Origin of the sequence: Phaeobacter italicus (assembly GCF_019801785.1) — a bacterium.
Lineage (GTDB): Bacteria > Pseudomonadota > Alphaproteobacteria > Rhodobacterales > Rhodobacteraceae > Phaeobacter > Phaeobacter italicus.
Window position 1 is genome coordinate 128,825 of record NZ_JAHVIJ010000003.1, and the last position, 23,385, is coordinate 152,209.

The 23,385-nt window shown below is 60.7% G+C and carries 24 protein-coding genes; 9 read left to right on the forward strand and 15 right to left on the reverse strand.

Annotated features, from left to right (window positions below; all coding sequences use genetic code 11):
* Positions 1-66 precede the first annotated feature (66 nt).
* Positions 67-384: a DUF6280 family protein gene (locus KUV39_RS08190; RefSeq protein WP_008562897.1), complete on the reverse strand. Its 318-nt coding sequence runs from the start codon at positions 382-384 to the stop codon at positions 67-69.
* A gap of 216 nt (positions 385-600) precedes the next feature.
* Between KUV39_RS08190 and efp the strand changes: the two genes are divergently transcribed.
* Entirely contained in the window at positions 601-1,164 is a 564-nt protein-coding gene (gene efp, locus KUV39_RS08195) for an elongation factor P (RefSeq protein ID WP_008562875.1), read from the forward strand.
* 102 nt (positions 1,165-1,266) lie between these two features.
* Here the strand turns inward: efp and KUV39_RS08200 are convergent, their stop codons facing one another.
* From KUV39_RS08200 to KUV39_RS08220, 5 genes are all read right to left on the reverse strand, one after another.
* Positions 1,267-1,857 (reverse strand): hypothetical protein, encoded by a 591-nt coding sequence (locus KUV39_RS08200; RefSeq protein WP_222459481.1) that lies wholly within the window; start codon positions 1,855-1,857, stop codon positions 1,267-1,269.
* A gap of 229 nt (positions 1,858-2,086) precedes the next feature.
* On the reverse strand, positions 2,087-2,827 hold the full coding sequence (gene ygfZ / locus KUV39_RS08205; RefSeq protein ID WP_050687756.1) for a CAF17-like 4Fe-4S cluster assembly/insertion protein YgfZ: 741 nt from the start codon (positions 2,825-2,827) through the stop codon (positions 2,087-2,089).
* Between the two features lie 117 nt (positions 2,828-2,944).
* Positions 2,945-4,786 carry an ABC transporter ATP-binding protein gene (locus KUV39_RS08210; protein ID WP_222459699.1) on the reverse strand — a complete coding sequence of 614 codons (1,842 nt, stop codon included), beginning with the start codon at positions 4,784-4,786 and terminating at the stop codon, positions 2,945-2,947.
* A 449-nt stretch (positions 4,787-5,235) separates the two neighbouring features.
* Complete coding sequence (locus KUV39_RS08215) at positions 5,236-5,616, reverse strand: hypothetical protein (RefSeq protein ID WP_008560147.1); 381 nt, start codon at positions 5,614-5,616, stop codon at positions 5,236-5,238.
* 12 nt (positions 5,617-5,628) lie between these two features.
* Complete coding sequence (locus KUV39_RS08220; protein ID WP_008559620.1) at positions 5,629-6,072, reverse strand: cupin domain-containing protein; 444 nt, start codon at positions 6,070-6,072, stop codon at positions 5,629-5,631.
* Positions 6,073-6,183: 111 nt separating this feature from the next.
* Between KUV39_RS08220 and KUV39_RS08225 the strand changes: the two genes are divergently transcribed.
* Complete coding sequence (locus KUV39_RS08225) at positions 6,184-7,146, forward strand: LysR family transcriptional regulator (protein ID WP_222459482.1); 963 nt, start codon at positions 6,184-6,186, stop codon at positions 7,144-7,146.
* Between the two features lie 166 nt (positions 7,147-7,312).
* The gene (locus KUV39_RS08230) at positions 7,313-8,566 is read left to right on the forward strand and encodes a pyridoxal-phosphate-dependent aminotransferase family protein (RefSeq protein ID WP_222459483.1); all 1,254 of its coding nucleotides are present in this window, start codon (positions 7,313-7,315) and stop codon (positions 8,564-8,566) included.
* A 91-nt stretch (positions 8,567-8,657) separates the two neighbouring features.
* On the opposite strand, the gene KUV39_RS08235 is transcribed toward KUV39_RS08230, so the two are convergent.
* Complete coding sequence (locus tag KUV39_RS08235; protein ID WP_050673740.1) at positions 8,658-9,776, reverse strand: pyridoxal phosphate-dependent aminotransferase; 1,119 nt, start codon at positions 9,774-9,776, stop codon at positions 8,658-8,660.
* Between the two features lie 181 nt (positions 9,777-9,957).
* Here KUV39_RS08235 and KUV39_RS08240 point away from each other — a divergent pair, with 181 nt between their 5' ends.
* Positions 9,958-10,743: a crotonase/enoyl-CoA hydratase family protein gene (locus tag KUV39_RS08240; protein WP_008561561.1), complete on the forward strand. Its 786-nt coding sequence runs from the start codon at positions 9,958-9,960 to the stop codon at positions 10,741-10,743.
* Positions 10,744-10,845: 102 nt separating this feature from the next.
* On the opposite strand, the gene KUV39_RS08245 is transcribed toward KUV39_RS08240, so the two are convergent.
* The 3 genes from KUV39_RS08245 to KUV39_RS08255 all read right to left on the reverse strand — a co-directional run bounded on the left by KUV39_RS08245 (position 10,846) and on the right by KUV39_RS08255 (position 13,536).
* Entirely contained in the window at positions 10,846-11,748 is a 903-nt protein-coding gene (locus KUV39_RS08245; RefSeq protein WP_008561951.1) for a fructose bisphosphate aldolase, read from the reverse strand.
* A 154-nt stretch (positions 11,749-11,902) separates the two neighbouring features.
* The gene (locus KUV39_RS08250) at positions 11,903-12,904 is read right to left on the reverse strand and encodes a sterol desaturase family protein (RefSeq protein WP_222459484.1); all 1,002 of its coding nucleotides are present in this window, start codon (positions 12,902-12,904) and stop codon (positions 11,903-11,905) included.
* Positions 12,901-13,536, reverse strand: coding sequence for an HD domain-containing protein (locus KUV39_RS08255; RefSeq protein ID WP_222459485.1), 636 nt, complete (start codon positions 13,534-13,536; stop codon positions 12,901-12,903). Before KUV39_RS08255 ends, KUV39_RS08250 begins: the two co-directional genes overlap by 4 nt.
* A gap of 118 nt (positions 13,537-13,654) precedes the next feature.
* On the opposite strand from KUV39_RS08255, the gene KUV39_RS08260 reads away from it, so the two are divergent.
* On the forward strand, positions 13,655-14,554 hold the full coding sequence (locus tag KUV39_RS08260; protein WP_222459486.1) for a LysR family transcriptional regulator: 900 nt from the start codon (positions 13,655-13,657) through the stop codon (positions 14,552-14,554).
* A gap of 70 nt (positions 14,555-14,624) precedes the next feature.
* On the opposite strand, the gene KUV39_RS08265 is transcribed toward KUV39_RS08260, so the two are convergent.
* Together KUV39_RS08265 and secG are read right to left on the reverse strand one after the other, a co-directional pair.
* Entirely contained in the window at positions 14,625-16,268 is a 1,644-nt protein-coding gene (locus tag KUV39_RS08265) for a CTP synthase (RefSeq protein WP_037302730.1), read from the reverse strand.
* A gap of 217 nt (positions 16,269-16,485) precedes the next feature.
* Complete coding sequence (gene secG / locus KUV39_RS08270; RefSeq protein WP_037302144.1) at positions 16,486-16,857, reverse strand: preprotein translocase subunit SecG; 372 nt, start codon at positions 16,855-16,857, stop codon at positions 16,486-16,488.
* Positions 16,858-17,146: 289 nt separating this feature from the next.
* Here secG and nthA point away from each other — a divergent pair, with 289 nt between their 5' ends.
* The 4 genes from nthA (at position 17,147) to KUV39_RS08290 (ending at position 21,561) form a co-directional block, all read left to right on the forward strand.
* Entirely contained in the window at positions 17,147-17,770 is a 624-nt protein-coding gene (gene nthA, locus KUV39_RS08275; RefSeq protein WP_037302147.1) for a nitrile hydratase subunit alpha, read from the forward strand.
* Positions 17,767-18,471 (forward strand): nitrile hydratase subunit beta, encoded by a 705-nt coding sequence (gene nthB / locus KUV39_RS08280; protein ID WP_222459487.1) that lies wholly within the window; start codon positions 17,767-17,769, stop codon positions 18,469-18,471. Before nthA ends, nthB begins: the two co-directional genes overlap by 4 nt.
* Complete coding sequence (locus tag KUV39_RS08285) at positions 18,468-18,824, forward strand: nitrile hydratase accessory protein (RefSeq protein WP_222459488.1); 357 nt, start codon at positions 18,468-18,470, stop codon at positions 18,822-18,824. The genes nthB and KUV39_RS08285 overlap by 4 nt, the downstream gene beginning before the upstream one ends.
* Positions 18,825-19,707: 883 nt before the next feature.
* Positions 19,708-21,561, forward strand: coding sequence for a hypothetical protein (locus tag KUV39_RS08290; protein ID WP_222459489.1), 1,854 nt, complete (start codon positions 19,708-19,710; stop codon positions 21,559-21,561).
* 162 nt (positions 21,562-21,723) lie between these two features.
* Here the strand turns inward: KUV39_RS08290 and KUV39_RS08295 are convergent, their stop codons facing one another.
* From KUV39_RS08295 to KUV39_RS08305, 3 genes are all read right to left on the reverse strand, one after another.
* The gene (locus KUV39_RS08295) at positions 21,724-22,368 is read right to left on the reverse strand and encodes a Rho termination factor N-terminal domain-containing protein (protein WP_222459490.1); all 645 of its coding nucleotides are present in this window, start codon (positions 22,366-22,368) and stop codon (positions 21,724-21,726) included.
* A 1-nt stretch (position 22,369) separates the two neighbouring features.
* Positions 22,370-22,729, reverse strand: a complete 360-nt coding sequence (locus KUV39_RS08300) for a DUF3140 domain-containing protein (protein WP_046211117.1) — start codon at positions 22,727-22,729, stop codon at positions 22,370-22,372.
* 101 nt (positions 22,730-22,830) lie between these two features.
* Positions 22,831-23,283: an Lrp/AsnC family transcriptional regulator gene (locus KUV39_RS08305; RefSeq protein ID WP_008563287.1), complete on the reverse strand. Its 453-nt coding sequence runs from the start codon at positions 23,281-23,283 to the stop codon at positions 22,831-22,833.
* Between the last annotated feature and the right edge of the window lie 102 nt (positions 23,284-23,385).

The following is a 23,385-nucleotide window of genomic DNA, read 5'->3' on the forward strand; positions in this document are numbered from 1 at the left end:
AAAAACGCGCCCCCCCGGGCGCGCTTTTTTGACAGGTTTTCTGTCCCAGACTGGCAGGTCTGTAAATCAGGCAGCTTCGGCCTGCGCCGCGTTGCGACGTTCGCTTTCTTCGCGCGACAGCGCGACAGAGGTCCGCACACCGCGGCCAACAAATTCCATCAGGCCACTGACCACACGCTCGTTGGGGTCGATGCCTGCACAGCTCAGTACTTCACGGCCATCACGCGACCGTGCCCAGCGGGCAATCTGCTCCGGGCCGTTGCCATATTTCTTGTCATCGGCGATCGCATCGTCAAGCGCAGCCAGAACAACCGCAGCAAACAGCTTGCGTGCCCGGTTACCTTGCTCATTGTTATATGCGGTGCCGTCAACGAAATCTCGCATCTTGCTTCCTTTTTGTTCTTGCTATTGCAATTTCGGCGTGGCGCTCCTTATGGCGGAAATGTGACGATTCGGATAGCCTGCATATGCATATCTTTTATGCGCATTTTGCATAGCTTTGTGCGATCGCACACGACATATCGTTGTCTTGCCAGCCTACTTCCTGCCAGATATAGGGGCGGTTAACAGTTCATCAACCACCCGAGAGGGATTTTTGATATGCCTAAAATCAACGGTAACGAGATCCGCCCCGGCAACGTGCTGGAGCACAATGGCGGGCTCTGGGCCGCCGTTAAGGTCGACCACGTCAAGCCCGGCAAAGGCGGGGCCTTCGCCCAGGTCGAGATGCGCAACCTGCGCAACGGCTCCAAACTGAACGAACGTTTCCGTTCCGCAGACAAGGTGGAGCGCGTACGTCTGGAGCAGAAAGACCAGCAGTTCCTCTACGAGAGCGACGGCATGCTGGTGTTCATGGACTCCGAAACCTACGAGCAGATCGAACTGCCCGCAGACCTCTTGGGCGATCGTCGCCCGTTCCTGCAGGACGGCATGACCATCGTTGTGGAATTCTACGAATCCGAAGCGCTGAACGCCACCGTGCCGCAGAAAGTCACCTGCAAGATCGTCGAGACCGAGCCGGTCGTCAAAGGTCAGACTGCTGCAAACTCCTTCAAGCCCGCGATCCTGGACAATGGCGTCAAGGTCATGGTGCCGCCCTTCGTGGGTCAGGACGAAATGATCGTCGTGAACACCGAGACAATGGAATATTCCGAACGCGCCTAAGCGTCGAAAAATTCCGCAAGATCAGCCCTCTGCGTATCCGCGCAGGGGGCTTTTTCATGCCTGCTGCCACACGTTGCCTTTCCATGGGATCAGCCGCGTTTGTCAGTTGTAGTCGATCTCCAGCTCGCGCAGTTCCAGCGGAAAGCCACATTCGTCCATCATCTTGCCATAGGCCGAAGTGAACCCCGCCAAAGACGCCCGCAACGCGGTTTCGCCCCCGTCGTAGGGCCGCACGATATGGACATCCAGCGTCGTGCCGGCCTGCATCCAGCGGATCAGGTTCAGCGCATCATTCCAGCGCGCCAGGGCCGTCACCTCGGCCAGACCCTCGTCGTTGATGTCGCCGTCCGCGATGGCATAGAACACGGCCTGCCGGTCAATGATAAAGCCGACGGCCTGACCGTGCACCACATGCGTAGGGTACTGCCGCGGCGCGATCTCGCGGTAGTGCAGCTGAGGGTAGGTTTCCGGCGGGCCGATATCGTCGCGGGTGACTTCCAACCGAATGATCGGTTCGCCGTCGCCACCGGTCCAGGCGCTGCAATCGCGCCAGTCATGTTCCTCAGTGATCCGCTCTTCGACGGCGACGGACCAATCCTGATATTCCCAATACTCACTCGCCCAGGCCGAACCGGCGCCCAGCGTGAGACTTCCGGCAACAGCAATACAGGAGAGTTTTGACAAAACGGCCATAGACAGATCCTCACATTGGTCTCGCAGCAGTCTGCGCAGACTAGGGGCAAGGTCTTGCTATGACGTTACGTCATAACTCGCGGCGGTGATTTCGGCAGCGCCATGTCGGTGATCTGCACAGGTTCACGTGCGTCTGGCGCACGGAAATGGGGGGCAAATCGTCTAATTCAGGGAATCTGGCGGCGGGAGAACCGCAATCGCCCAAAATTTGTGCAGGGCGATGGTCGGCTCAGCTGTCTTTGCTCCAGCGCACGGTTGCCTCGCCCGCCTGCATGTCATCGCCCGCCCGATCATACCGCAGGTAGGCAATCCCGTGGGCGCCTTCGGTCGTGAACAGGGTGCCAACGGGTTTTTCTGCACGCCGGATCTCGCTGCCGCTGGGGGCGGATCCGGAAACAGCAACCGTCACGAGCCCCTTGCGCAGCTCGGTCTTGTGTTTCATCCGCGCGGTCACTTCCTGACCCACATAGCAGCCCTTGCGGAAATCGACGCCATTCAGCCGCTCGAACCCCGCTTCCAGAATGTAGCTGTCCGGGCCCAATTCAATGCCGGTCTGCGGAATGCAATGGGCCACGCGGATCGCATCCCAGTTGCTGCCGTCATCGCCCCCTTCAGCCCCATAAAGCCGCCAGCCCAACGCGTCATGGCGCGGGTCCATCAGGGCGCCCTCCGGCGCGGGGCCGGTGCCCCGTTTGACCTGAAGGTCGGTGTCGCTGATCTGAACATCCGCGCGCAGCCGGTACATGCTCAGCCGTTTGGCAAGAGAGGCGGCCAGGCTTTCGTCGACGTCGATCAGCAGGTCGTCACCCTCTGCAAACACAAAGAAATCAGCCAGATACTTGCCCTGCGGTGTCAGCAGCGCGGCATACACCAGCCCCTGATCCACCTTGGCAACGTCATTGGTGATCAGCCCCTGCAAGAAGTCACGGGCGTCAGAACCGGTCAGGCGCAGGATGCGGCGGGTCGTCATGGGCGGGCTCCAGTTGTTCGTCGTCTGGCTTTGCTTTCGGGTCACTGCGGGGCGCAGTGGTCAGCTGGGCTACAGGTTGGGGCTGGGCGGGCAGGGGTCAAGCCCCGGTGCCCGGATTCAGCCAAAGATGCGGCGCGCCAGTCGGCGGAACCAGGGGGACTGCTCGTTGCTGTTGCGGGTGTCACCGGGCACCTGTGCTGCCACACCTTCGCGGTCGACCAGGGTTTTGCCGTCTTGAAACTGCAACCGGTAGAGATCGGCATAAATCCCGCCACGTTCCAGCAGCTCCTCGTGGGTGCCCTGATCCATCACCTGACCGCGTTCCATCACCACGATCTTGTCGGCATTGCGAATGGTCGACAGACGGTGCGCAATCACCAGCGTCGTCCGCCCGCCAGAAAGTTTCTCCAGCGCCTGCTGCACCACTTTTTCGGACTGCGCATCCAGCGCCGATGTCGCCTCGTCCAGCAACAGGATCGGCGTGTCACGCAGCAGGGCCCGTGCAATCACCACGCGCTGACGCTGGCCACCCGACAGGGCAGAGCCGCGCGGCCCCACCAGCGTATCCAGACCTTTGGCCAGTTTCGGCAGGAAGTCGGACACATGCGATGCCTTCAGCACCTCTTCCAGCTTTTCGTCGCTCACATCTGTGCGCCCCAACAGGATGTTTTCCCGCAGGGTTTCATCAAACAGCAGCGCCTCTTGCGTCACCACCGAGAACAGGCTTCGCAGGTCGTTCAGCTCCAGATCGCGCACGGCCACGCCGCCTACGGTCACGTCGCCCTCCTGCGGATCCACCAGACGGGTGAGCAGGTTGAAAATGGTCGATTTGCCGGCCCCGGAGGCGCCCACCAGCGCAGTGGTCTTGCCCGCCTCCGCCACCAGCGACAGCTGGCGCAGCACATCAGACTCGCCATAGCGCAGCGTCACATCCTTCAACGCGACCTCCGGCAGGCCCTTGGGGGCTGCTTTGGGGGTTGCGGGCGACACCAGCTTGATCGGGGCGTCCATCAGCTCCTTGATCCGCTCCATCGCCGCCGCCGCGGCCTGCCAGGTGCCGCTGATCGAGGCGAGCCGACGCATCGGATCAAAGGCAAGACCAATGGCCGTGAAAAAGCTCATGAACTCGCCGACGCTCTTTTTGCCTTCGATGATCTCGGCGCCGCCATAGAGAACAACGCCCATCACACCAAGACCGGCCATGATGTCGATCATCCCGGTGGTCGAGGCGACACCAAAGGACGCGCGCACCTCTGAGCGGACGAATTGGTCCATGTGACCGCCAAAGCGGTTGGTCTGATAGTCTTCGAGATTGTTCAGCTTGATGGGCACAATCCCGTGAAAGATCTCGTCAAGCCGGGTGGCAAGCGATGCCCCCAGATCGCGCGCCTGAGAGGCCTTGCGCCGCACATAGCGTTGCACCGCCGCCAGCGGCAGCAGCAACATCGGCAGGCCAATCAGCATGATCAGCGTCCAGCGCCAGTCCACGCTCACCGCCACAGCCAGAACCGCCACCAGCTGGGTCACGTCGCGCCCCGCACCGGTGATGATGGCCTGCCAGACCGAATTGATCGCCATCACGTCGCTTTGCACCCGCTGGATCAGAAAGCCGGGGGGGTGCACCTGATGGAACGACGGATCCTGCCGGATCAGCCGCGCGAGCATGTCCTTGCGCATATGCGCGGCAGAGGTCTGGGAGATTTTGCTCAGGATGACCTTTTGACAGACGCTGGCCATCCCGCGCATCGAAAAGATGATGAGAAACGCAAGGCTCACCCAGAACAGCGCATTGGTGTTGCCCTCGACAAACACGAGATCAAACATCGGCTGCATCATGTAGCTGAGCGCGCCAACGGTGCCGCCCTCGATCAGCATGAACACGACAGCCAGCGCCAGCAGTGCCATGTAGTGGCGCAGATACCCGCGCCACAGCCAGCCCAACAACTCGCGAGAGGACATATGCGCAGGCTTGTTGGCCGCCGCCTTGACCGTCGCCTTAGCCTCAGTCTTGACCGGCGCCGGTTTTGGCGGCTCCTGCGGGGCAGGCGGCTCTGCGCTCAGTTCTGGCTGGCTCAGCTGGCCTGCTGTGCCATCCGTTTCTGGCGTGGCAGAGGTCTCTGTTTTGCTGGGGGAATTGGGGTCAGTCTGGGGCAAGGCTCGCAACCGATAAGTTTTTTCTGGTGCTGACGGATGCGTCAGACCTGCGCCATTTAAGCAGCTGGGGGCAAAGGTGCAAGCATCGGGGCCTGCATCAGTCGTGGCCTGCCCCCGCGTCCCATGCCGCAGAACCGCCGGGGCAGAGTGCATTTTGCGTCGGCTGGAACCGGGCAGGGACTGGGCAGGAACCATGCGCCTGCCCAGCCTCCCCCCGTCAGCGCCCCGATCGGCAGGGGCGCCTGTCTTGGTCATCAGCTATGGCGCTGCCCGATCGGATGGCGCAGCACGATGACCAGAAACAACAGCATCGACAAAACCGCGAGGATCGATCCCGACTTGGCCAGACCCTCCCCCCGTTCGGTGATCGCCATCACGATGCCGGGCACCAGAACGATGACAGAGAGGGTGGCAAGGCCGAGATGCAGTTTCGCCAATCCCGCCGCAGCGGCCTGCGGCGACAGGGCGTAGTAGCTGCCAAACAGGCTCATCGCGGCAAACCCCAAAAGGTTCAGATGCCCATGAGCGGGCGACAGCGTGTGGTCCTGGCTTGCCGACATCTGGATCCCCCAGATCATGCCGACCAGGGCAAAGACTGCGCCGATGGCAAAGAACATGGATGCAATGGATTTCATGTCAGGGTCTCCTCAATCAAGGGGCGGGCCGGTAAAGGTCAGGTTGTGGCGGCTGCCCGCTTCGATGATGGCGGGCATATCGTCGGGGATTGCAAATTGCCCCTTTGCCATCTCGTCAAAGAACCCTTCAAACCCACCGGGGGTCAGGATCACCAGATGACGACAGGGCGCGCCCTCCAGCACCTTGAAAGTGTGTTCCTTGCCCTTGGGGATAAAGGCGCTTTCGCCGGCGGACAGGATCTGCTCGTGCCCGTCGATCCAGACGCGGCAGCGGCCGGTAAGGATCACGAAAGTCTCGTCTTCGTTATGGTGGATATGGCGCGGCGGGCCGCTGCCCTCGGGCGAGAGGCTGTCGACAATCGACATGGTGCCGCCGCTCTCTTCCGGGCCGAGGATGGTTTTATAAAGGACGCCCAGCCATTCGATGGCGCCGTCCTCTTTGCTTAGGTCTTTCATCGTTTCACTCCCTCGCACAGGTCTGAAACGAAAGCGCTTCCGTTGACACAAGCATACTGTTGGGCAAGGCTATCAGGCAAATTGTGGTATCTGATACAAGGTATCGGCCAGATGAATTTCGCGACTCTCGATCTCAATCTGCTGCGGGTTCTGGATGCGGTCTTTGCCGAAGGCTCCACCGTCAAGGCAGGCCGCCGCCTCGGCCTGTCACAATCGGCGGTCTCCGGCGCGCTGTCGCGGCTGCGACATGCGCTGAATGATCCGCTGTTCGTGCGTCAGGGCAACCAGCTGGTCGCAACCGAGTTCGCCGAAAGCCTGCGCCATGATCTGCGCGCCGAACTCGACCGGCTGGAAACGCTGCTGTCACCGCCCAGTCACTTTGACCCGGCAACTGCCAGTGGGCTGTTCCGGATCTCTGCGGCGGATTTCTTCTGTGACATGCTGATGCCCAGGCTTGGCGATCTGCTTAGTCGCAAGGCACCGGGCATCCGGGCGCAGCTGTTGGATCTGGTGCCGCGCCACCATGTGGAAAGCCTTGAACGCCAACAGGCCGATCTGGCGCTGCTTCCCGACACCGACCTGCCAGACTGGATGATGCGCGAGCCGCTGTTTCGCTCGGAATATGCGGTGCTGGCGCGCCGGGGCAATCCCGCCACCAAGGATCTGCGCCACGGAGAGAGGATGCCCTTCGATCTCTTCTGCAGCCTGCCGCATGTGCTGTTTGCGCCCCAAGGTGATCTGACCGCCCAAAGCGACGAGGCGCTGGCAAAGGTCGGGCGCAGGCGGCGCGTGGTGATGACGGTGCCGGTGTTTTCCGGCGTCTGCCGGGTGGTCAGCGAAAGCGATCTCATCGGGCTGTTGCCGCTGCAATTGGCGCGCAAGGTCCAGCCGGTTTACGGGCTTGATCTGTTTGTGCCACCGATTGCCATTGATCCGATCCAGCTGATCGGGGTCTGGCACCGCAAGGCTGACACGGCCCCGATGGCGGCATGGATGCGCCAGCAGATCTTTGACATCCTGCGCCCCCTCGACCGCATCGACCTGCGCGGTCTCGCCAAGGAAGCCAATCCCTGACACCCGTGGGAACAGGTCAGGCCAGTCCATTACAAAAACAGATGCGCCGCAAAAACACGCAGGCCGCGTGCGCCATTCGCACATCGTCGTGTGGTTGCATTCTTGCTCTTGCAGAGCCCGCAGACCCGCGCCAAGGTCGCGCAACACAGACCTTCAGGAGTGCAGCATGACAGCGGATGTCTCCCTCGCCGCCGGACGCGGTTATCTGGCCATTCCCGGCCCATCGGTGATCCCCGATGCGGTCTTGCAGGCCATGCACCGTCCGTCCCCCAATATCTACGCAGGCGAGCTGATCGACCTGACGGCGACGCTGGTGCCCGATCTGCGCCGGGTGGCGCGCACCGCGCATAACGTGGCGATCTACATTTCCAACGGCCACGGCGCCTGGGAAGCCGCCCTGATGAACACCCTGCAACCCGGAGACAAGGTGCTGGTGCCCGCCTCGGGCCGCTTTGCGCTGGGGTGGGGCGAGATGGCCGAGGCACTGGGCATTGACGTTGAAATTCTGGACTACGGCACCGGCAAGCCCTGGGACATGGATCAGGTCGCCAGCCGTCTTGCCGCGGATCGCGCGCATCAGATCAAGGCGGTGTTGGCGGTGCATGTCGATACCTCCAGCTCGATCCGCAACGATGTGGCGGCGATGCGGGCCTGTCTTGACGCAACCGGACATCCGGCCCTGCTGATGGCCGATTGTATCGCATCGCTCGGCTGTGACCGGTTCGAGATGGATGATTGGGGCGTCGATGTGATGGTGTCGGCCTGCCAAAAGGGGCTGATGGTGCCTGCGGGCATGTCGTTCGTGTTCTTCAGCCCAAAGGCCGCCGAGGCCCGCGCGCGCCTGCCGCGGATCAGCCGCTACTGGGACTGGAGCCCCCGCGCCAACCCGGAAGAATTCTACCAGTATTTTGGTGGCACCGCGCCGACCCATCATCTTTATGGTCTGCGCGCGGCGCTGGATCTGATCCACGGCGAAGGAATAGAGCAGGTCTGGGCGCGCCATCACCGGCTGGCACAGGCGATCTGGGCCGCCTGCGAGGTCTGGGGGGCCGATGGCCCGCTGCGCATGAACGTGCAGGACGTGGCTTTGCGCTCCAACGCGGTCACGTCACTGCATATTGGTGGCGACAACGCCACCCGCTTGCGGGGGTGGCTGGAACAGAACCTTGGCCTGACCCTCGGGATCGGCCTTGGCATGGCGCCACCCAACAGCCCGGAATGGCACGGCTATCTGCGCTTTGGGCACATGGGCCATGTGAACGGTCAGATGATCATGGGCCTGCTGGGCGGTGTCGATACCGGGCTCAAGGCGCTGGGAATTGCGCATGGCTCTGGCGCGGTAGAGGCCGCAGCCCAGGTGCTGGCAGGTGTTCGCGGGGAACAGGCCCCGGATCAGCCCGCCACGAGCTGCTGCGGCTGAGCGCGGCCCATAACCGCGACCCGGAGACGAGAAAACGCGCGCAGCTCAGTCCCGCGCGCGTTTGTTTTTGTCGAATTGGGATGGGCAGACCTCAGGCCGGGCGCGCGGCCCGTGCATCGGCCAAGGCCAGAGGCAGCGCCTCTGCCAGGGCATCCAGCTGATCATCCGGCCCGCAGCTGATCCGGATACAGCGGTTCTGGGGCGCCGCAAAAGGCATCCGCACAAAAATCCCACGCGCCACCAGACCGTCCAGCACGGCCTTGGCAAAATCGCCGTCATGGCCACAGTCGATGGCGACGAAATTGGTCGCAGAGGGCAGGGGCACCAGCCCATTGTCGCGCGCGATCTGCCCGATGCGGTCGCGTGCGGCGCCAATCCGGCCCACCACTTCTGCCAGCCAGTCCTGATCCTCCAGCGCCGCCAGCGCACCGATCTGGGCACTGCGGTTCATGCCGAAATGGTTGCGCACCTTGTTGAACGCGCCGATCAGCTCGGCCGCGCCCAGCACATAGCCCACCCGCGCGCCAGCCATCCCGTAGGCCTTGGAAAAGGTGCGGGTGCGGATCACACGGGGGTCATTGATGTCCACGGGTGTCGCCGTGCCCTCTGGCGCGCATTCGATATAGGCCTCGTCCAACAGCAGCAGACAGCCCTCCGGCAACTGATCCAGCGCCGCAAGCAGATCTGCACCGCTGTGCCAGCTGCCCATCGGGTTGTCGGGATTGGCGAGATAGACCAGCTTCGCATCCACCTCAGCGGCCTTGGCAAACAGCGCATAGGGGTCTTCGTGGTCGTCCTTGTAGGGCACCGTATGCAGCACCCCGCCGAAACCCGCGACATGGTAGTTGAAGGTCGGATAGGCCCCAAGAGAGGTGACAACCGCATCGCCCTCGGCAATGAGCAACCGCACCAGATATCCCAGCAGCCCATCGATGCCTTCCCCCACCAGCACATTGTCCGTGCTGATACCGTGATGCGCGGCAAGGGCGGCGCGCAGCTCATGGCTTTCGGGATCGCCGTATTTCCAGATCTCGGCCACAGAGGCCTGCATGGCGGCAATCGCCTTGGGCGAGGGGCCAAAGATGTTCTCGTTCGCGCCCAACCGCGCCACAAACGGCGCGCCGCGCTGGCGCTCCTGGGCTTCGGGCCCGACAAAGGGAACAGAGGCGGGCAGGGATTGGGCGAGCGGGGTATAGCGTGGCTGTGTCATGGGCGCAGATAACGCCAAGCCCGCGATGCAGGCAAGAGGCCGAGACAATCCGCGCGCGCCATCCAGCCCGCATATGCCCCGGCGTCAGGCTGGCATGGTCCGGGGATCCGGGGCAGTCTTTGACCAACAGACAGACGGAACAGGCTGGTCGCATATCCGGTCACGCAGGAGGAACAGACAGATGGCACGCGTCTCGGTCACAATTGAAAACCACATTGCCCACGTCACGCTGACGCGTGGCGACAAGATGAACGCTCTTGACCCGCAGATGATCGAAGAGATCATCGCCGCCGGGGAAAGCCTGATGGACAGCAAGGCGCGCGTTGTTGTCCTCTCGGGCGAGGGCAAGGCGTTTTGCGCCGGGCTGGATCTGATGAGCTTTGCCCAGATGGGGCTGCAAAACCCCGAAGAGTGGCTGATGGCGCGGGACTACGGCGATGCCAATCAGGTGCAGCAGGTGGCAATGGTCTGGCGCCGCCTGCCGATGCCGGTGATTGCGGCGATCAAGGGCGTGGCCTTTGGCGGCGGTCTGCAACTGGCGCTGGGGGCCGATATCCGCATTGCCGCGCCGGATGCAGCGTTTTCGGTGATGGAGATGAAATGGGGCATCGTTCCCGACATGGGGGGCATGGTGCTCTTGCCACGGCTGCTGCGCTCTGACGTGCTGCGCAGGCTGACCTATACGGCTGAAAAGGTCTCGGCACCGCAGGCGCTGGACTGGGGGCTGGTGACTGAGCTGGCCGAGGATCCCATCGCCCGCGCCCAGGAGCTCGCGACGCTGATCGCAGGCCAAAGCCCCGCTGCCATCCGCGCAGCCAAGGCGCTGATCGAAACCGCCGAAGCAAGCACAGACCGGGCCGAGGTCCTGCTGGAGGAATCCCGCGTTCAGGTTGGCCTGATCGGCAAGCCCGAGCAGATGGAAGTGGTCGCCGCCCAGATGCAGAAACGCGCCCCCAAATTCGACTGAGGTCGGCGCCAGCCAACCCCTGCAACAAAAAAGGCCGCGCCGGGATCAGACCGGCGCGGCTCTTTTTGTTGTGTCTCACCCACATTTGCGGGCAGGCGGGCCTCAGATAGAGGCGCGGTAGATCTTGTCGATGTTCGACCCCAGCGCGGCGTTGTAGTCCTCGTCGCTCATGGCCACGTTCAGACCTTCGGTCAGGGCGCGGCTGAAGGAGGCGATCATGGTCTTGTTCTGGGCCAGCTTCTCGCAGGCATCGTCGGTGCTGTAGCCACCGGACAGCGCCACAACACGCACCACCGCATCATGGGCGGCCAGATCATCATAAAGACCGGCCTCGGTCGGGATGGTCAGCTTCAGCGCCACTTTGGTGCCTTCGGGCAGGGCGTTCAGCTCTTCCAGGATGGCCGCTTTCAGCAGGGTTTCCGCTTCGGCCTTGGTGGCGGAGTTGATGTCCACTTCCGGCTCGATGATCGGCAGCAGGCCCGCGGCCGCAATCTGGCGACCGATGATGAACTGCTGGCCCACGACGTTCTTGATGCCCGCCTCATTTGCGGCCTTCACGACAGAGCGCATCTTGGTGCCGAAGATACCGGCCTTTACCGCGCGCGACAGCAGGTCATCCAGGTCGGGCATCGGCTTCATGGTCTGTACGTCGTCGGCCTCATCGGCGAGACCCTTGTCGACCTTCAGGAAGGGAACGACGCCGCATTTGTCCCAAAGATACGCAGGCACCGGAATGCCGTCGATTGCGGCGTCCATGGTTTTTTCAAACAGGATCGCGCCAAGGATCTTGTCGCTGTTGAAATCCGGTGCGGTGATGATGCGCGCGCGCATCTTCTGGATTTCGCCGAACATCTCGTCGTCGTTGCTGTAGGCGTCTTCCATCACACCATAAAGCGCCAGCGCCTTGGGGGTGGAGCCGCCAGATTGATCGAGCGCCGCAATGAAGCCCTTGCCGTTTGCGATACGGTCGAACTGAGCGGTCTGAGTCGAGGTTTCTTGCGCCATGAGGTCGGGTCTCCACTGGATGGGAATAACAATCTACTCCCGTCTATACCTTTAGTTTTTCAGGAAACAACTCTCAGTATCAAATGGTTGCGCTAACGATCGCGCTAAAGCTGTCGCAAAGGGGGGGGGCTGCGCCCTTTGCGTTGGGGCGAGCTTACTTTGTCTGCCAGATCTTGCGGCGGCGCGCCTTGACCAGATCGTTGCCCGCGTCCGTTCCGTCGTGAAAGGTGCCGAACCAGCTGTCCCAGGGCGTTTCAAACGTGCCGTAGTTACAGTCGAAAAACCGGTGGTGCAGCTGGTGAAAGAAATCCCCGACCTCAACGCCGCCCAATTTGCCGACCTTTACCGTTTCAAACCCGGCATGCGACGTTGGTGCGCCGACGCCGTGGTGGAACAGCAGGAAGATCACATGGATCGGATGGGCGGGCACAACCAGAAACAACAGCGTGTCCGTCATCAGGATGAAACTCTCGACCGGGTGCATGGCCAGCCCGGACCAGGGGCCTGTGTTGATATTGCGGTGGTGCCAGGAATGAACGTGTTTGTAGAGCGGCCCCACATGCAGCAGCCGATGATGGCTGTAGAAATAAAACCCTGCCCAGATCGGGATAATGACGATCAGCGCCACAAACCAGATCGGGTTGCTGTCAAAGGTGATCATGGTGGCATGGCCGTTGGCGTAGGCATACCAGATCACGCATTCCCAAAACGTCCAGAACTGCATGGCGACAAAGGACCACAGCATATTGTCCCAGACCTGCGCATTGAAGGTGAAGGCGCGTGCATTGGTCATCATCGGTCGCATGTCATAGCGGCTTTGATCGCCCTGGCTGCGCCAGCGCCACAGCAACAGATGCAGCCCGCCTGCAACGCTGAACAGAATGACAAAGTTGCGCAGCCAGACCTCGGCGATCCAGTCAAAGGCAATGACTTTGGCGCGGCTCAGATCGGGGGTGAAGAAGGTCCAGGTGATGACCGCCCCCAGCAGAAACAGGAACCGCAAGCCAACCGGGTTCCAGCTGCGCAGCAGATAGAGAAGCGAGGCCAGCGGCCGCAATGGCCAGTCCCAATAGGGTGCAAGCTGCAGTGGCAGGTTTGGCGTAAAATTCCAAACCTTGCGAGGCGCGCGCGGGGGCAGACCGGGGTCGTCGGTCACGGCTGTGCCCCATTGGTGGCCCGCTGCTTTGCGACCTCGGCCACCTGCAGCGGCAGATCGGGCGCGCCCGTCACCTGCGGATCATAAGGCGTGCGGGCAAAGACCTCTCTCACCATCGGGGCAAAGAACGACAGGGGCAGGGTGTCATAATCGGGATCGAAACTGGCCTGATCCCAACGCTCGCAGAACTCTGCGCAGTCGTCGAAATACCGATGGCCGCGATGGCGTTCGCGTTTGTGCTGGTCAAACCCCTCCAGGTGCTGCCCGTAATACAGCATCTGGAAATCGCCGTGGGTTTCAACGCACCAGCGGCATTGTTCGCGCACAAAGGGTTTGAGAATGGTGGCGGCGTATTCGTCGTGATTGTAGGGCGCAAAGATATCGCCGATGTCATGCAAAAGCGCCGAAACCACCCAGTCGATGTCTGCCCCATCCCGCCAGGCGCGGGTGGCCGATTGAACCGAATGGCCCAGCCGGGTGATCTGATAGCCTGACAGGCCCTCGTCCAGATGCTCCAGCGCGTGCAGCAGCCGGTCGGCGGTGCCCCTGGTATATTCAACCTCATGGGCCGTCAGGAATTCATACTCTTCCTTGGTGCCGTCCTTCATCTGCCTGAATGTAACCCGGTCCATGACGGTCCTTTCGTGGTGCCGATTTCTGCTGTTGGGAAAACTCTGCACCCAAGCCGGCTTTACCGCGATGGCAAATAGTGGAATGCTTTCATATCTTTTTGTTATGAAAGGCCGAGAAATGGCCCGCCGAAAGCTGCCGCCGATGAATGCCCTTGTCGCGTTTGAGGCCGCTGCCAGACACGGCAGTTTTACCCGCGCAGCCGACGATCTGTCGGTGGCCCAGCCCGCTGTGACCCGCCACATAGCACGGCTGGAAGACTGGATCGGCGCGCCGCTGTTTCTGCGCCGTGGCAATCAGATCCGCCTGACGGCTGAGGGCGAAACCCTTGCAGAACTCGCGACTTCCGTGCTCGACCGGCTAGAGGTCGGCCTGCAGGATGTCGCGCCTGTCAACGATCAGGAATTGCGGATCGGGGCGTCCTTTGGGGTGACACATCTGTGGCTGATGCCGCGGATCGGTGCGATGCGGGCGGCAGCGAATGTCACGATCAATTTCATCACCTCGGATGATTATCGCAGCTTTGACGATCGTGCGATTGACTGCTCCATTCGCTTTGGGAATGGAGATTTCGGGGACAACACCGCAGACCTGCTGTTTCTGGAGACCTGCCAGATCGTCGCCAGCCCGGAGTTTCTGGCCAATCATCCCACATTCGATCCCGATCGTCCCATTGCGACGCTTGATCCGGCGTTGCTGTTTGATCATGGCGATCCGCATCTCAATGGCTGGATCACCTGGGCCCGCTTTTACGAGCGCGAAGGCCAGAGCCAGCCGTCGGGCCAGCGGCTGCGCACGGTGCTGAGCTACCCGTCTATGCTCGACATGATCTGCGCAGGCGAGGGGATTGGCCTGGGGTACTGGGGGCTCGAGGACCAGATGGTGCAGGACGGGCGGCTGGTCCGGGTGGGGCCTGCCATGTCGCGCCCGCACTATGGCTATTACCTTGTCTACCGGCCTGACATGAAAACCAAACCCGCATTCCAGCGCCTGCGCACCTATCTGATGGGCGCGGCCTGACCCCCGTCGTCTGAACGAAAAAGGCAGACCCGAAGGCCTGCCTTTCAAGATCAACAGAGAGATCCGCAGATCACACCAGACGCGATGCGTCCTTGGCTGCGCGGACGAAATCCTTGAACAGCGGGTGCGGATCGAAGGGTTTGGATTTCAGTTCCGGGTGGAACTGAACACCGATGAACCAGGGGTGATCCTTCCATTCCACGATTTCAGGCAGGCGACCGTCGGGCGACATGCCAGAGAACTGCAGGCCGCAGGCTTCCAGTTGATCGCGGTATTTGGTGTCCACCTCATACCGGTGACGATGGCGTTCCTCGATCTGGGTGTCGCCATAGACTTCGGCCACTTTGGAGCCCTCGGTCAGAGTCGCGTTATAGGCGCCCAGACGCATGGTGCCGCCCTTGTCGTCATCAACCTTGCGCGCGACGGTGTGGTTGCCCTGCACCCATTCCTTGAGGTGATAGACCACCGGCTCAAAGCGTTTCTGGCCCGCCTCGTGGTCAAACTCCTCAGAGCCTGCCTCGGAGATGCCTGCAACGTTGCGCGCAGCTTCGATGACCGCCATCTGCATGCCAAGGCAGATGCCAAGGTAGGGCAGCTTGTGCTCGCGGGCATATTGCGCCGCCTTGATCTTACCTTCGGTGCCACGCTCGCCAAAGCCGCCGGGCACCAGAATGGCGTTATAGCCCTGCAGGTAGGGCGCGGCGTCTTCCTTGTCGAAGAGCTCGGCATCTACCCATTCGATCTTGACCTTGACGCGGTTGGCCATGCCACCGTGGGTCAGCGCCTCGGCGATGGATTTATAGGCGTCTTCCAGCTGGGTGTATTTGCCGACGATGGCAACTTTCACTTCGCCTTCCGGGTTGTAGATGCGGTCAGCCACATCTTCCCAGCGGTCCAGCTTGGGCTTGGGTGCGGGGTTGATCCCAAAGGCATCTAGAACCGCCTGGTCCAGACCTTCGCGGTGATAGGCCAGCGGTGCCTCGTAGATGGATTTCAGATCCTGCGCGGCAATCACGCTGTCGGCGCGCACGTTGCAGAACAGCGCCAGCTTTTCGCGTTCCTTGACCGGAATCGGACCCTCGGAGCGGCAGACCAGAATGTCGGGTGCCAGACCGATGGAGCGCAGTTCCTTGACGGAATGCTGGGTCGGTTTGGTTTTCAGCTCACCCGATGCCTTGATGTAGGGCAGCAGGGTCAGGTGCATGAAAATGCACTCGCCGCGCGGTTTGTCATTGGCAAACTGGCGGATCGCTTCAAAGAAGGGCAAGCCTTCGATGTCGCCGACAGTGCCGCCGATTTCGCAGAGCATGAAATCCACCTCATCTTCGCCAATGGAGATGAAGTCTTTGATTTCGTTGGTCACATGCGGAATGACCTGGATCGTCTTGCCGAGATAGTCGCCACGACGTTCCTTTTCCAGCACGTTGGAATAGATCCGACCGGAAGAGACAGAGTCGGTCTTGCGGGCCGCAACGCCGGTAAAGCGTTCATAGTGGCCAAGGTCCAGATCGGTTTCGGCGCCGTCATCGGTCACGAAGACTTCGCCATGTTCAAACGGGCTCATCGTGCCCGGATCGACGTTCAGATAGGGGTCCAGTTTGCGCAGGCGCACAGAGTATCCGCGTGCCTGCAAAAGTGCCCCGAGAGCGGCAGACGCCAGCCCTTTGCCCAGTGATGAAACAACACCGCCAGTAATGAAGATGAAACGCGCCATGAGTGTCGGCTGCCCCCGTGAGAAGTCAGAATTCAGCTGCCCGGCGGTCGCAGAAAACCGCAGCATCACGGGACTTAACGTATAAGGGATTCGCGCAAAATGCGCAAGCAAGCCGCAAGATGCTGTTACGGCTGGCTTTGTTATTTCTAAGTCTGGTGGATTCTTGCGAATCCGGCCGGTTGCCCGGCCTGGAAGTTAGCGTTGCTGATCGGCAGGATCAGTCGGCGCTGGGTACCAGCGGAGCATTGTCGCCCTGTGCAGGCGGCAGCAGATCGCTGCCCAGCGGGCTGGACGGTGCATCTGCCGCACCAGCATCCTGACCGGCAGGCAGGGTGATGCGATCCAGAACGGACGAGCCGGAGGATTTCTGTGCTGCCAGAATGGTCAGGGTGATCGACGTTGCGATGAACGCAATCGCCAGGATCCATGTCAGCTTGGTCATCGCTGTTGCAGCTGCACGGCCAGACATGGCTCCGCCGCCACCGCCGCCGCCCATGCCCAGTCCTCCACCTTCGGAGCGCTGCAGCAGAACTACGGCAATAAGACCCAGGGCCAGGAGAAGGTGGATGATGAGTACGACGTTTTCCATAGGATCCTACGGCGGTTGGCTGAGTATCGGGCGGTAAATAGGGAAGATTGGCCTGAGGGGCAAGGGCTCAGTTTGCCTCGATCCGGCCAAAGACCGCCGGGGCGTGACCTCTGTGCCATGAATGGCCTGCACTGGGCCGCGACAAGAGCCAATTTGCATTGGCATTTTTATGCGGGCGTGACTGTTGGGCGGGGTGTTCAGGCGGTGCGCAATGCGCGCAGTTCACGATTGCGAGGCGCGGCGCAGTTCGCGCTGGACAGGACGGCAATCCACAGGTCAGCATGCGGCCATGCCCCATGATCACTGCGACCACCCGCATAGCCTCCTGCCGCCTGACCCCGCGCTTCGCGTGAAGGCGCTGGAAACGATTCTCACCCGGAAGGGTCTGATTGATCCAGCTGCATTGGATGAAATCATCGACACCTATCAAAACCGCATCGGCCCGGCCAATGGCGCGCGGGTTGTGGCCCGCGCCTGGTCTGATCCGGCGTTCAAGGCTGACCTGCTCGCGGATGCCGATCCGCTGCTGGCGGATCTTGGGTTCTACGGGCGTCAGGGCGAACATGTGGTCGTGGTCGAAAACACCCCGGCGCAGCACAACATGGTCGTCTGCACCCTTTGCAGCTGCTACCCGTGGCCTTTGCTGGGAATCCCGCCGGGCTGGTACAAATCCGATGCCTACCGTGCCCGCGCAGTGCGCGAGCCCCGCAAGGTGCTGGCGGAATTTGGCGTGAGCCTGCCGCAAGACACATCTGTGCGGGTCTGGGATTCCACGGCGGAGGTGCGTTATCTCGTGCTGCCCATGCGCCCGGAGGGCTCTGACGGGATGAGCGAGGATGAGCTGACCGCCCTGGTGAGCCGTGACAGCATGATTGGCACAGGGCTTGCCCGCAAGCCGGAGGCACCCGCATGACACGGATGCATGACATGGGCGGGCGATTCGGTGATGGCCCGGTGCGGCCCGACGCAGAGGATGCGCCGGTGTTTGCCGAGGACTGGCACGGCCGCGCGCTGGCGGTGACGCTGGCGGCAGGGGCCTTGGGGCAGTGGAACATCGACACCTCGCGCCACGCCCGAGAGCGGCTTGCGCCAAAGGATTATGCGCGCTTTTCCTACTACGAGAAATGGCTGGCGGGTCTGGCAACGCTGCTGGTGGAAAAACAGGTGCTGCGCGCCGAGGATCTGGCCCAGACCGCTGATGGCGGCGAGGGCACGGGCGCGGCGGCTGTGGCTCCGCATCCGCTGGCTGCCCGTGCGCTGAAGGCGGCGGATGTGGCCGCGGCGCTGGCAAAGGGTGGTCCGGCGGATCGGCCCAGTGAAGTGGCGATTGCCTATGCCCCCGGCGACGCTGTGCGCTGTCGCAGGCCCGGTGGCAACCGGCTGGTGGACGGCGGTCATACGCGGCTGCCCAGCTATGCGGTTGGGGCGCTGGGGCGGATTGTGCGGGTGCATGGCACCCATGTGCTGCCCGACAGTGCGGCCCACGGCCTGGGAGAGGCGCCAGAGCCGCTATATGCGGTGGCCTTTGCCGCGTCAGAGCTGTGGAGCGCGCCGGAACATCCCGGGGACGAGGTTGTGCTGGATCTGTGGCAGAGCTACCTGGAGCCGGTATGAGCGGACCAAAAACATTGGCGCCCGAGCGCCCGGAACCCGCCTTTGAACAGCCCTGGCACGCGCAGGTCTTTGCGCTGACGGTGCATCTGAACGAAAGCGGGGCGTTTTCCTGGGCCGATTGGGTGGCGCGGTTTTCGGCCACCTTGCGCAGGCATGGGCTGGGCAGGGATCTGAACGGCGGAGAGGATTACTTTGCCGCCTGGCTGGAGACGCTGGAGCATTACCTGGCAGAAGCCGGGACAGTCGCCGCGCAGGATGCAGAAGACATGCGCCTGAAATGGGAGGCGGCCTATCTCGCCACGCCCCATGGCCAGCCGGTCCAGCTGGAAGAGGCTTCCGCGCAGGAGAGCTGAGCCCGAATGCAGAGGGCCTGAATGCAGAAGGCCGGCCCGCGCGCGGGTGGACCGGTGCGGGGGTTGATCGGTGCAGGGGCGGATTGGCCGGCCTGCTGTTTTTCATCTTTTGGTCTGGCCCGCCGGTGTGGGGCGGGCGGTTGTTGGGGTCTCTCACGGTCCGGAGACAGGATCTGTGACAGGGTCTGTGACAGACGAAGAGGGCGGCGCCGCCGCGAAAAGGTTGGACAGGCCGGTCAGGGCCTGGCGGACAGGATCCCGATCTGCCCCCGCAAAGCGCGGCGTGCCAAACTGCGATCTCTCGCAGCACCACGCAGGGCGGGGTCAATCTTGGGTCGTCTGAGTTGGTGGCGCGGCCAGATATGCCGAGGCCGCGCAGGGTGTGATCGATCACCTGACAGTCTGACACATCCGCCTGAGACGTTCGTAACCACTGCGTTCGGTGGGTAGGCAACGGGCAGGGGAGTGGGTGAGTCGGGGTGACGGGGCGCGGGCTTTGCGAACTCAGCTGCTTGACGCAACTAGCCCAGGTTTTCTGCTGTGCCGCAGCCCGCCGTGTTTGCCGTTTGCAAAGACTGCGAGGTGCTGGACCCGGTGCATTTGCACAGTGCGGGACTTTGTTGTCGTTCGCTGCAGCCGCAGACTTTTCGTGATCAGCAGCCTTTCCCAACCGGAAGCTGACTTGCATTTTTCTGGCTGTAAGAACGTATCTTTGAAGGGCCTGTGTGGTGGAAGTTCTAGATACTGCCGAGTTGTAATCGCCCCGAGGACTTTCTGGTCAATGTTCTGGCCCAGCTTGCTTGCATCGTTTCCAGAACGTGAACGGCAGAAAGTACTTAGTACAGCCATTGATTGAAATCCGGGTGGTGACTACATCACCGGCATGACACACGTTACCTCTCCCAATGAGCACCTACTCCCTCAGCTAGAAGCTTATTCTAACTTAAAAAACCCCGGTTTTGCTCTGCTGGTACACGCTCCTTGGGGCGCCGGAAAAACGCACTCTATAGAGGCTTGGCGGCGCAAAAGAGAAGATTGCCTGTATGTGAGTCTCTATGGATCAAAAGATTCGAAATCCATTGAGGAAGCGCTCTTCGATGCGGTGGTCCAAAGCAAGGACTTTAAACCCCCTAAAGGGTTAACTGGTATCACTGAAGGGATAGTCGAGAAGTTCACTGGAGTAAGTGTTGATATTACTGGTTATTATCGACGGATAGTACTTAACGACGTTCCACGCATAGTTATTTTCGATGACCTCGAGAGAGCGGACATGCCGCCGAACGAGCTGTTGAGCGTCCTAAATCAGTATGTTGAACATCAAAAGCGTAACGTTATTCTTTTAGCGAACCAAGATGAGCTGAGAAGAAAGAACGCTGAGGAATACGACCACTCACGAGAGAAAGTAATAGGTCGCATTGTTTCAATCGATCCTGATGTCTCGTCGGCACTGGACTGTTTCTTTGAGCGCTTGGAGGAAACGTCAGAAACATCAGCCGCGATATCTCTCATGAAAAGAGAAGAGGGGTCTATCCGGTCAGTTTTCGAAGCATCCGGAACTAATAACTTGCGCCTATTGCGATGCGCAATGTTTGACTTTGAAAAAGCCTACAAATCCATTCCCCCTGATCTGGTATCCAATGAAGGCGGGATGAAAGACTTAATCTCGACCTTCTTTGCACTTTCAATCGCTTACCAAAAGTCGGCCAGCTTTGAACTTGACAAGCTGTCAGCTCTTTCCATGCACCTTCCAGAAGGTGACAGTTCTGTAGAGGGTGAAAAAACGGATCCATCTGAAATTGATATCTTCCGGACGCGTTTTCAGGACCACCCAAATGTCTATGTTGATGGCTCTTTGATTACTGATGAACTCGCGAAGGAGTGGATTGGTAGAGGCTACGCTTCGGAAGAGTTGGTGGCTTCAACTCTAAGAAACGCTCCTCAGTTTTCTTCTGAAGATGCGGAGGACTGGAGGGTCCTCTTTTGGTGGCGACGACTGCCACCGGACACGGTTGAAGCTTCTCTTGAACAGGTAGTGCAGCAGCTAGACAAGCTGACCTTTACTGACCCCGCAGTAATTCTCCACGTTACAGGGGTGTTGCTTGGGTTGGCCGATCATGAAGTAGGTTTTAGAACACGAGCAGATGTTACTCTCAGAATGAAAGAATATATTTCCGCCTCTGAAACTGCTGCGGTTCTTCCTTGCAACATGCCAGAACGTCGATACGGTGCAATTTTGTCAGACGGTGCTGCGTTTGGATTAGGATTTGCGCAACGTCACACAGAAGAATTTCTGGAGGTGAGTAAGTGTCTCGGCAACTCACTCGAGAAGCTTTATTGGCAGTCAAACCCCTGCCGAATGCACGAATTGATTAAGCTATCTCAAGAGAACATCATGGGTTTTGTATCCGCGATTGACGGAAATTTCAACGCGCACGACGTCCCTGACTATTCTCGTGAACCAGTACTTGTCGATGTGGACCCTCAGAGCTTTGCTAAAACGATTTTCAATCTTCCACCTGAACACGCCGACATGGCCATTTCGCCGTTTGAAGATCGACTAGAACGTTTGAGTAGGATGCAAAAAAATAAAGGATACGATTGGCCGAGCGAAAAGGAGTGGATGCGAAAGTTCAAAACAGCAGCAGAGGAAGAAGCAAAGAATGCTTCGCCAGTAGCCGGCGCTCAAATTCGCACTCTTCTCGCTCAGCACATGAGTTTTTTGGAGAAGGAGGATTAGCGGTTCTCCTGCCAAAGGTCTGTTTTGTCTTGAAGACTTACCGAGCGCACCTGCAGAATCCAGGCGGCATTTCGGTGACCGCTTTGGGCTCAAAGCAGACCTCCGTAGACCTCCGCAGCCCGCCGCGGGCATTTGTGGCCTGCGATGCGCTGGGCGGTGGGGTTAGGCGTCGTTTGCGAGGGCCTTGATCAGGTCGGATTTGGACATGGAGGAGCGGCCCTCGATGTCCTGGTCCTGGGCCATGGCGTAGAGGTCGTCTTTGGTTTTCTGCTCCAGCGCGGCGGTGGAGCCTTTGGCGCGGCCGTTTTCGTCGGTGGCGGCGTCGATGGCCTCGAGGAGGTCCTGTTTCGTCATGGAGGCGCGGCCGGTGATGTCGAGATCGCGGGCGCGCTCCATCAGCATGTCCTTGGTTGGGCCGTCTTCCTTGATCCTGGCGACCTTGTCGCGCACGTCGTCCGGCTGATCGACGAATTGGCTGTCGCCCTGTTTCTTGTCCCTGGTTGAGCGGGCGTATTCGTCTTGGGTCAGCAGCATGCGGACCTTTTGGGGGAGGTAGCGTTCGCCGGATTGCGCGGAGGGGGCGCCGGATTTGGTGCCCCAGTCTTCCTCTGTCCATTGGTGGAGGTCGGTGTCCTCCTGGTCGGGGCTGTCATCGGTGTAGCCGCCGCCGCGTCTCTTGTATTCCTGCACCGCGAGCTGTGCCTTGCGGGCAGACCATTGGCCCGGCTCGCCGCCCTTGTCGCTGGCGGTGATTTCGTCTTTCACGTCTTCCCACAGGTCGGGGTCGGTTTTTTCGGCTGACGACATTTCAGCTGCCCTCTGCCTGTGCGTCATGCTTTAGCGGGTCGTGGCCCCAGTTCATCAGGGAATAGCGCCAGGGGGAGTGTTCGGTGTCTTTCTGAGGGCCACCTTGCGCGCGATGGCGTTTGATGTAGCCCACGACGGTGGCCATGTGGTCCCACTGGCTGTCGCTCAGCTCTGCCTTGTTGGTGCGTTTGATCGAGACGATGCGGCGGCCGGATTTGTGGCCGGTGCTTTCGCCGTTGTCTGTGTCGCCGACGGATTTGGAGCGCTCGGTTTCAAGCCAGTCTTCCAGCTCGGCCGGGGCCATGTTGACGAGCGCGCGCCATTCCTCCCAGATCTGGTCCTTGGATTTTGCCGACGACATCACCGTTCTCCTGCTTGGGTCTGCAGGCCCAACGCCCGCCCGGCGGAGGAGTTCCGCGTTTTGCGCCTGTATTGCGCAAAGAGGGCCCTCGGGTCAGGGCCCTAGATCGGCAGATCGAGCGTGGCCTTTTCGGTAGAGACGACAATCGATGTGCGGAATTTGCGCACGTTTTTGTCGGCAAAGAAAAAGCGATGGGTGAAGGTTTCGTAGTCGGCCATGTCCTTGGCCACGACAATCATCACGAAATCCGCGTCTCCGGCGATGCAGTAGAAATTGGTGACCTGTCGATCTTCGCGGGCCTTGCGCTTGAAGGCGTTGATCTGGTCCAGGCGGTCGCGTTCCAGTTCGACGGAGACGATGGCGGTGACGCCGAAGCCCAGTTTCGCCTGATCGAGGACCGCGACCTCCTTGCGGATGAAGCCGCCGTCGCGCAGCGCCTTGAGGCGGCGCTGCACCGAGGCAGTGGAGGCGCCTATGTGCTCGGCCATGTGCTGGATCGTGGTGCGGGCGTTGTCTTGCAGCAGGGCAAGAAGTTTGTGGTCGAGGTGATCCATGATCGTATGGTCTCCTGATATGTATCGTTCGTGATGCTATCGGATCATGATTGACTGAAATGAGCTGTTCTGTCGATCACTCGTGCTGCGTAATCTGCGGGG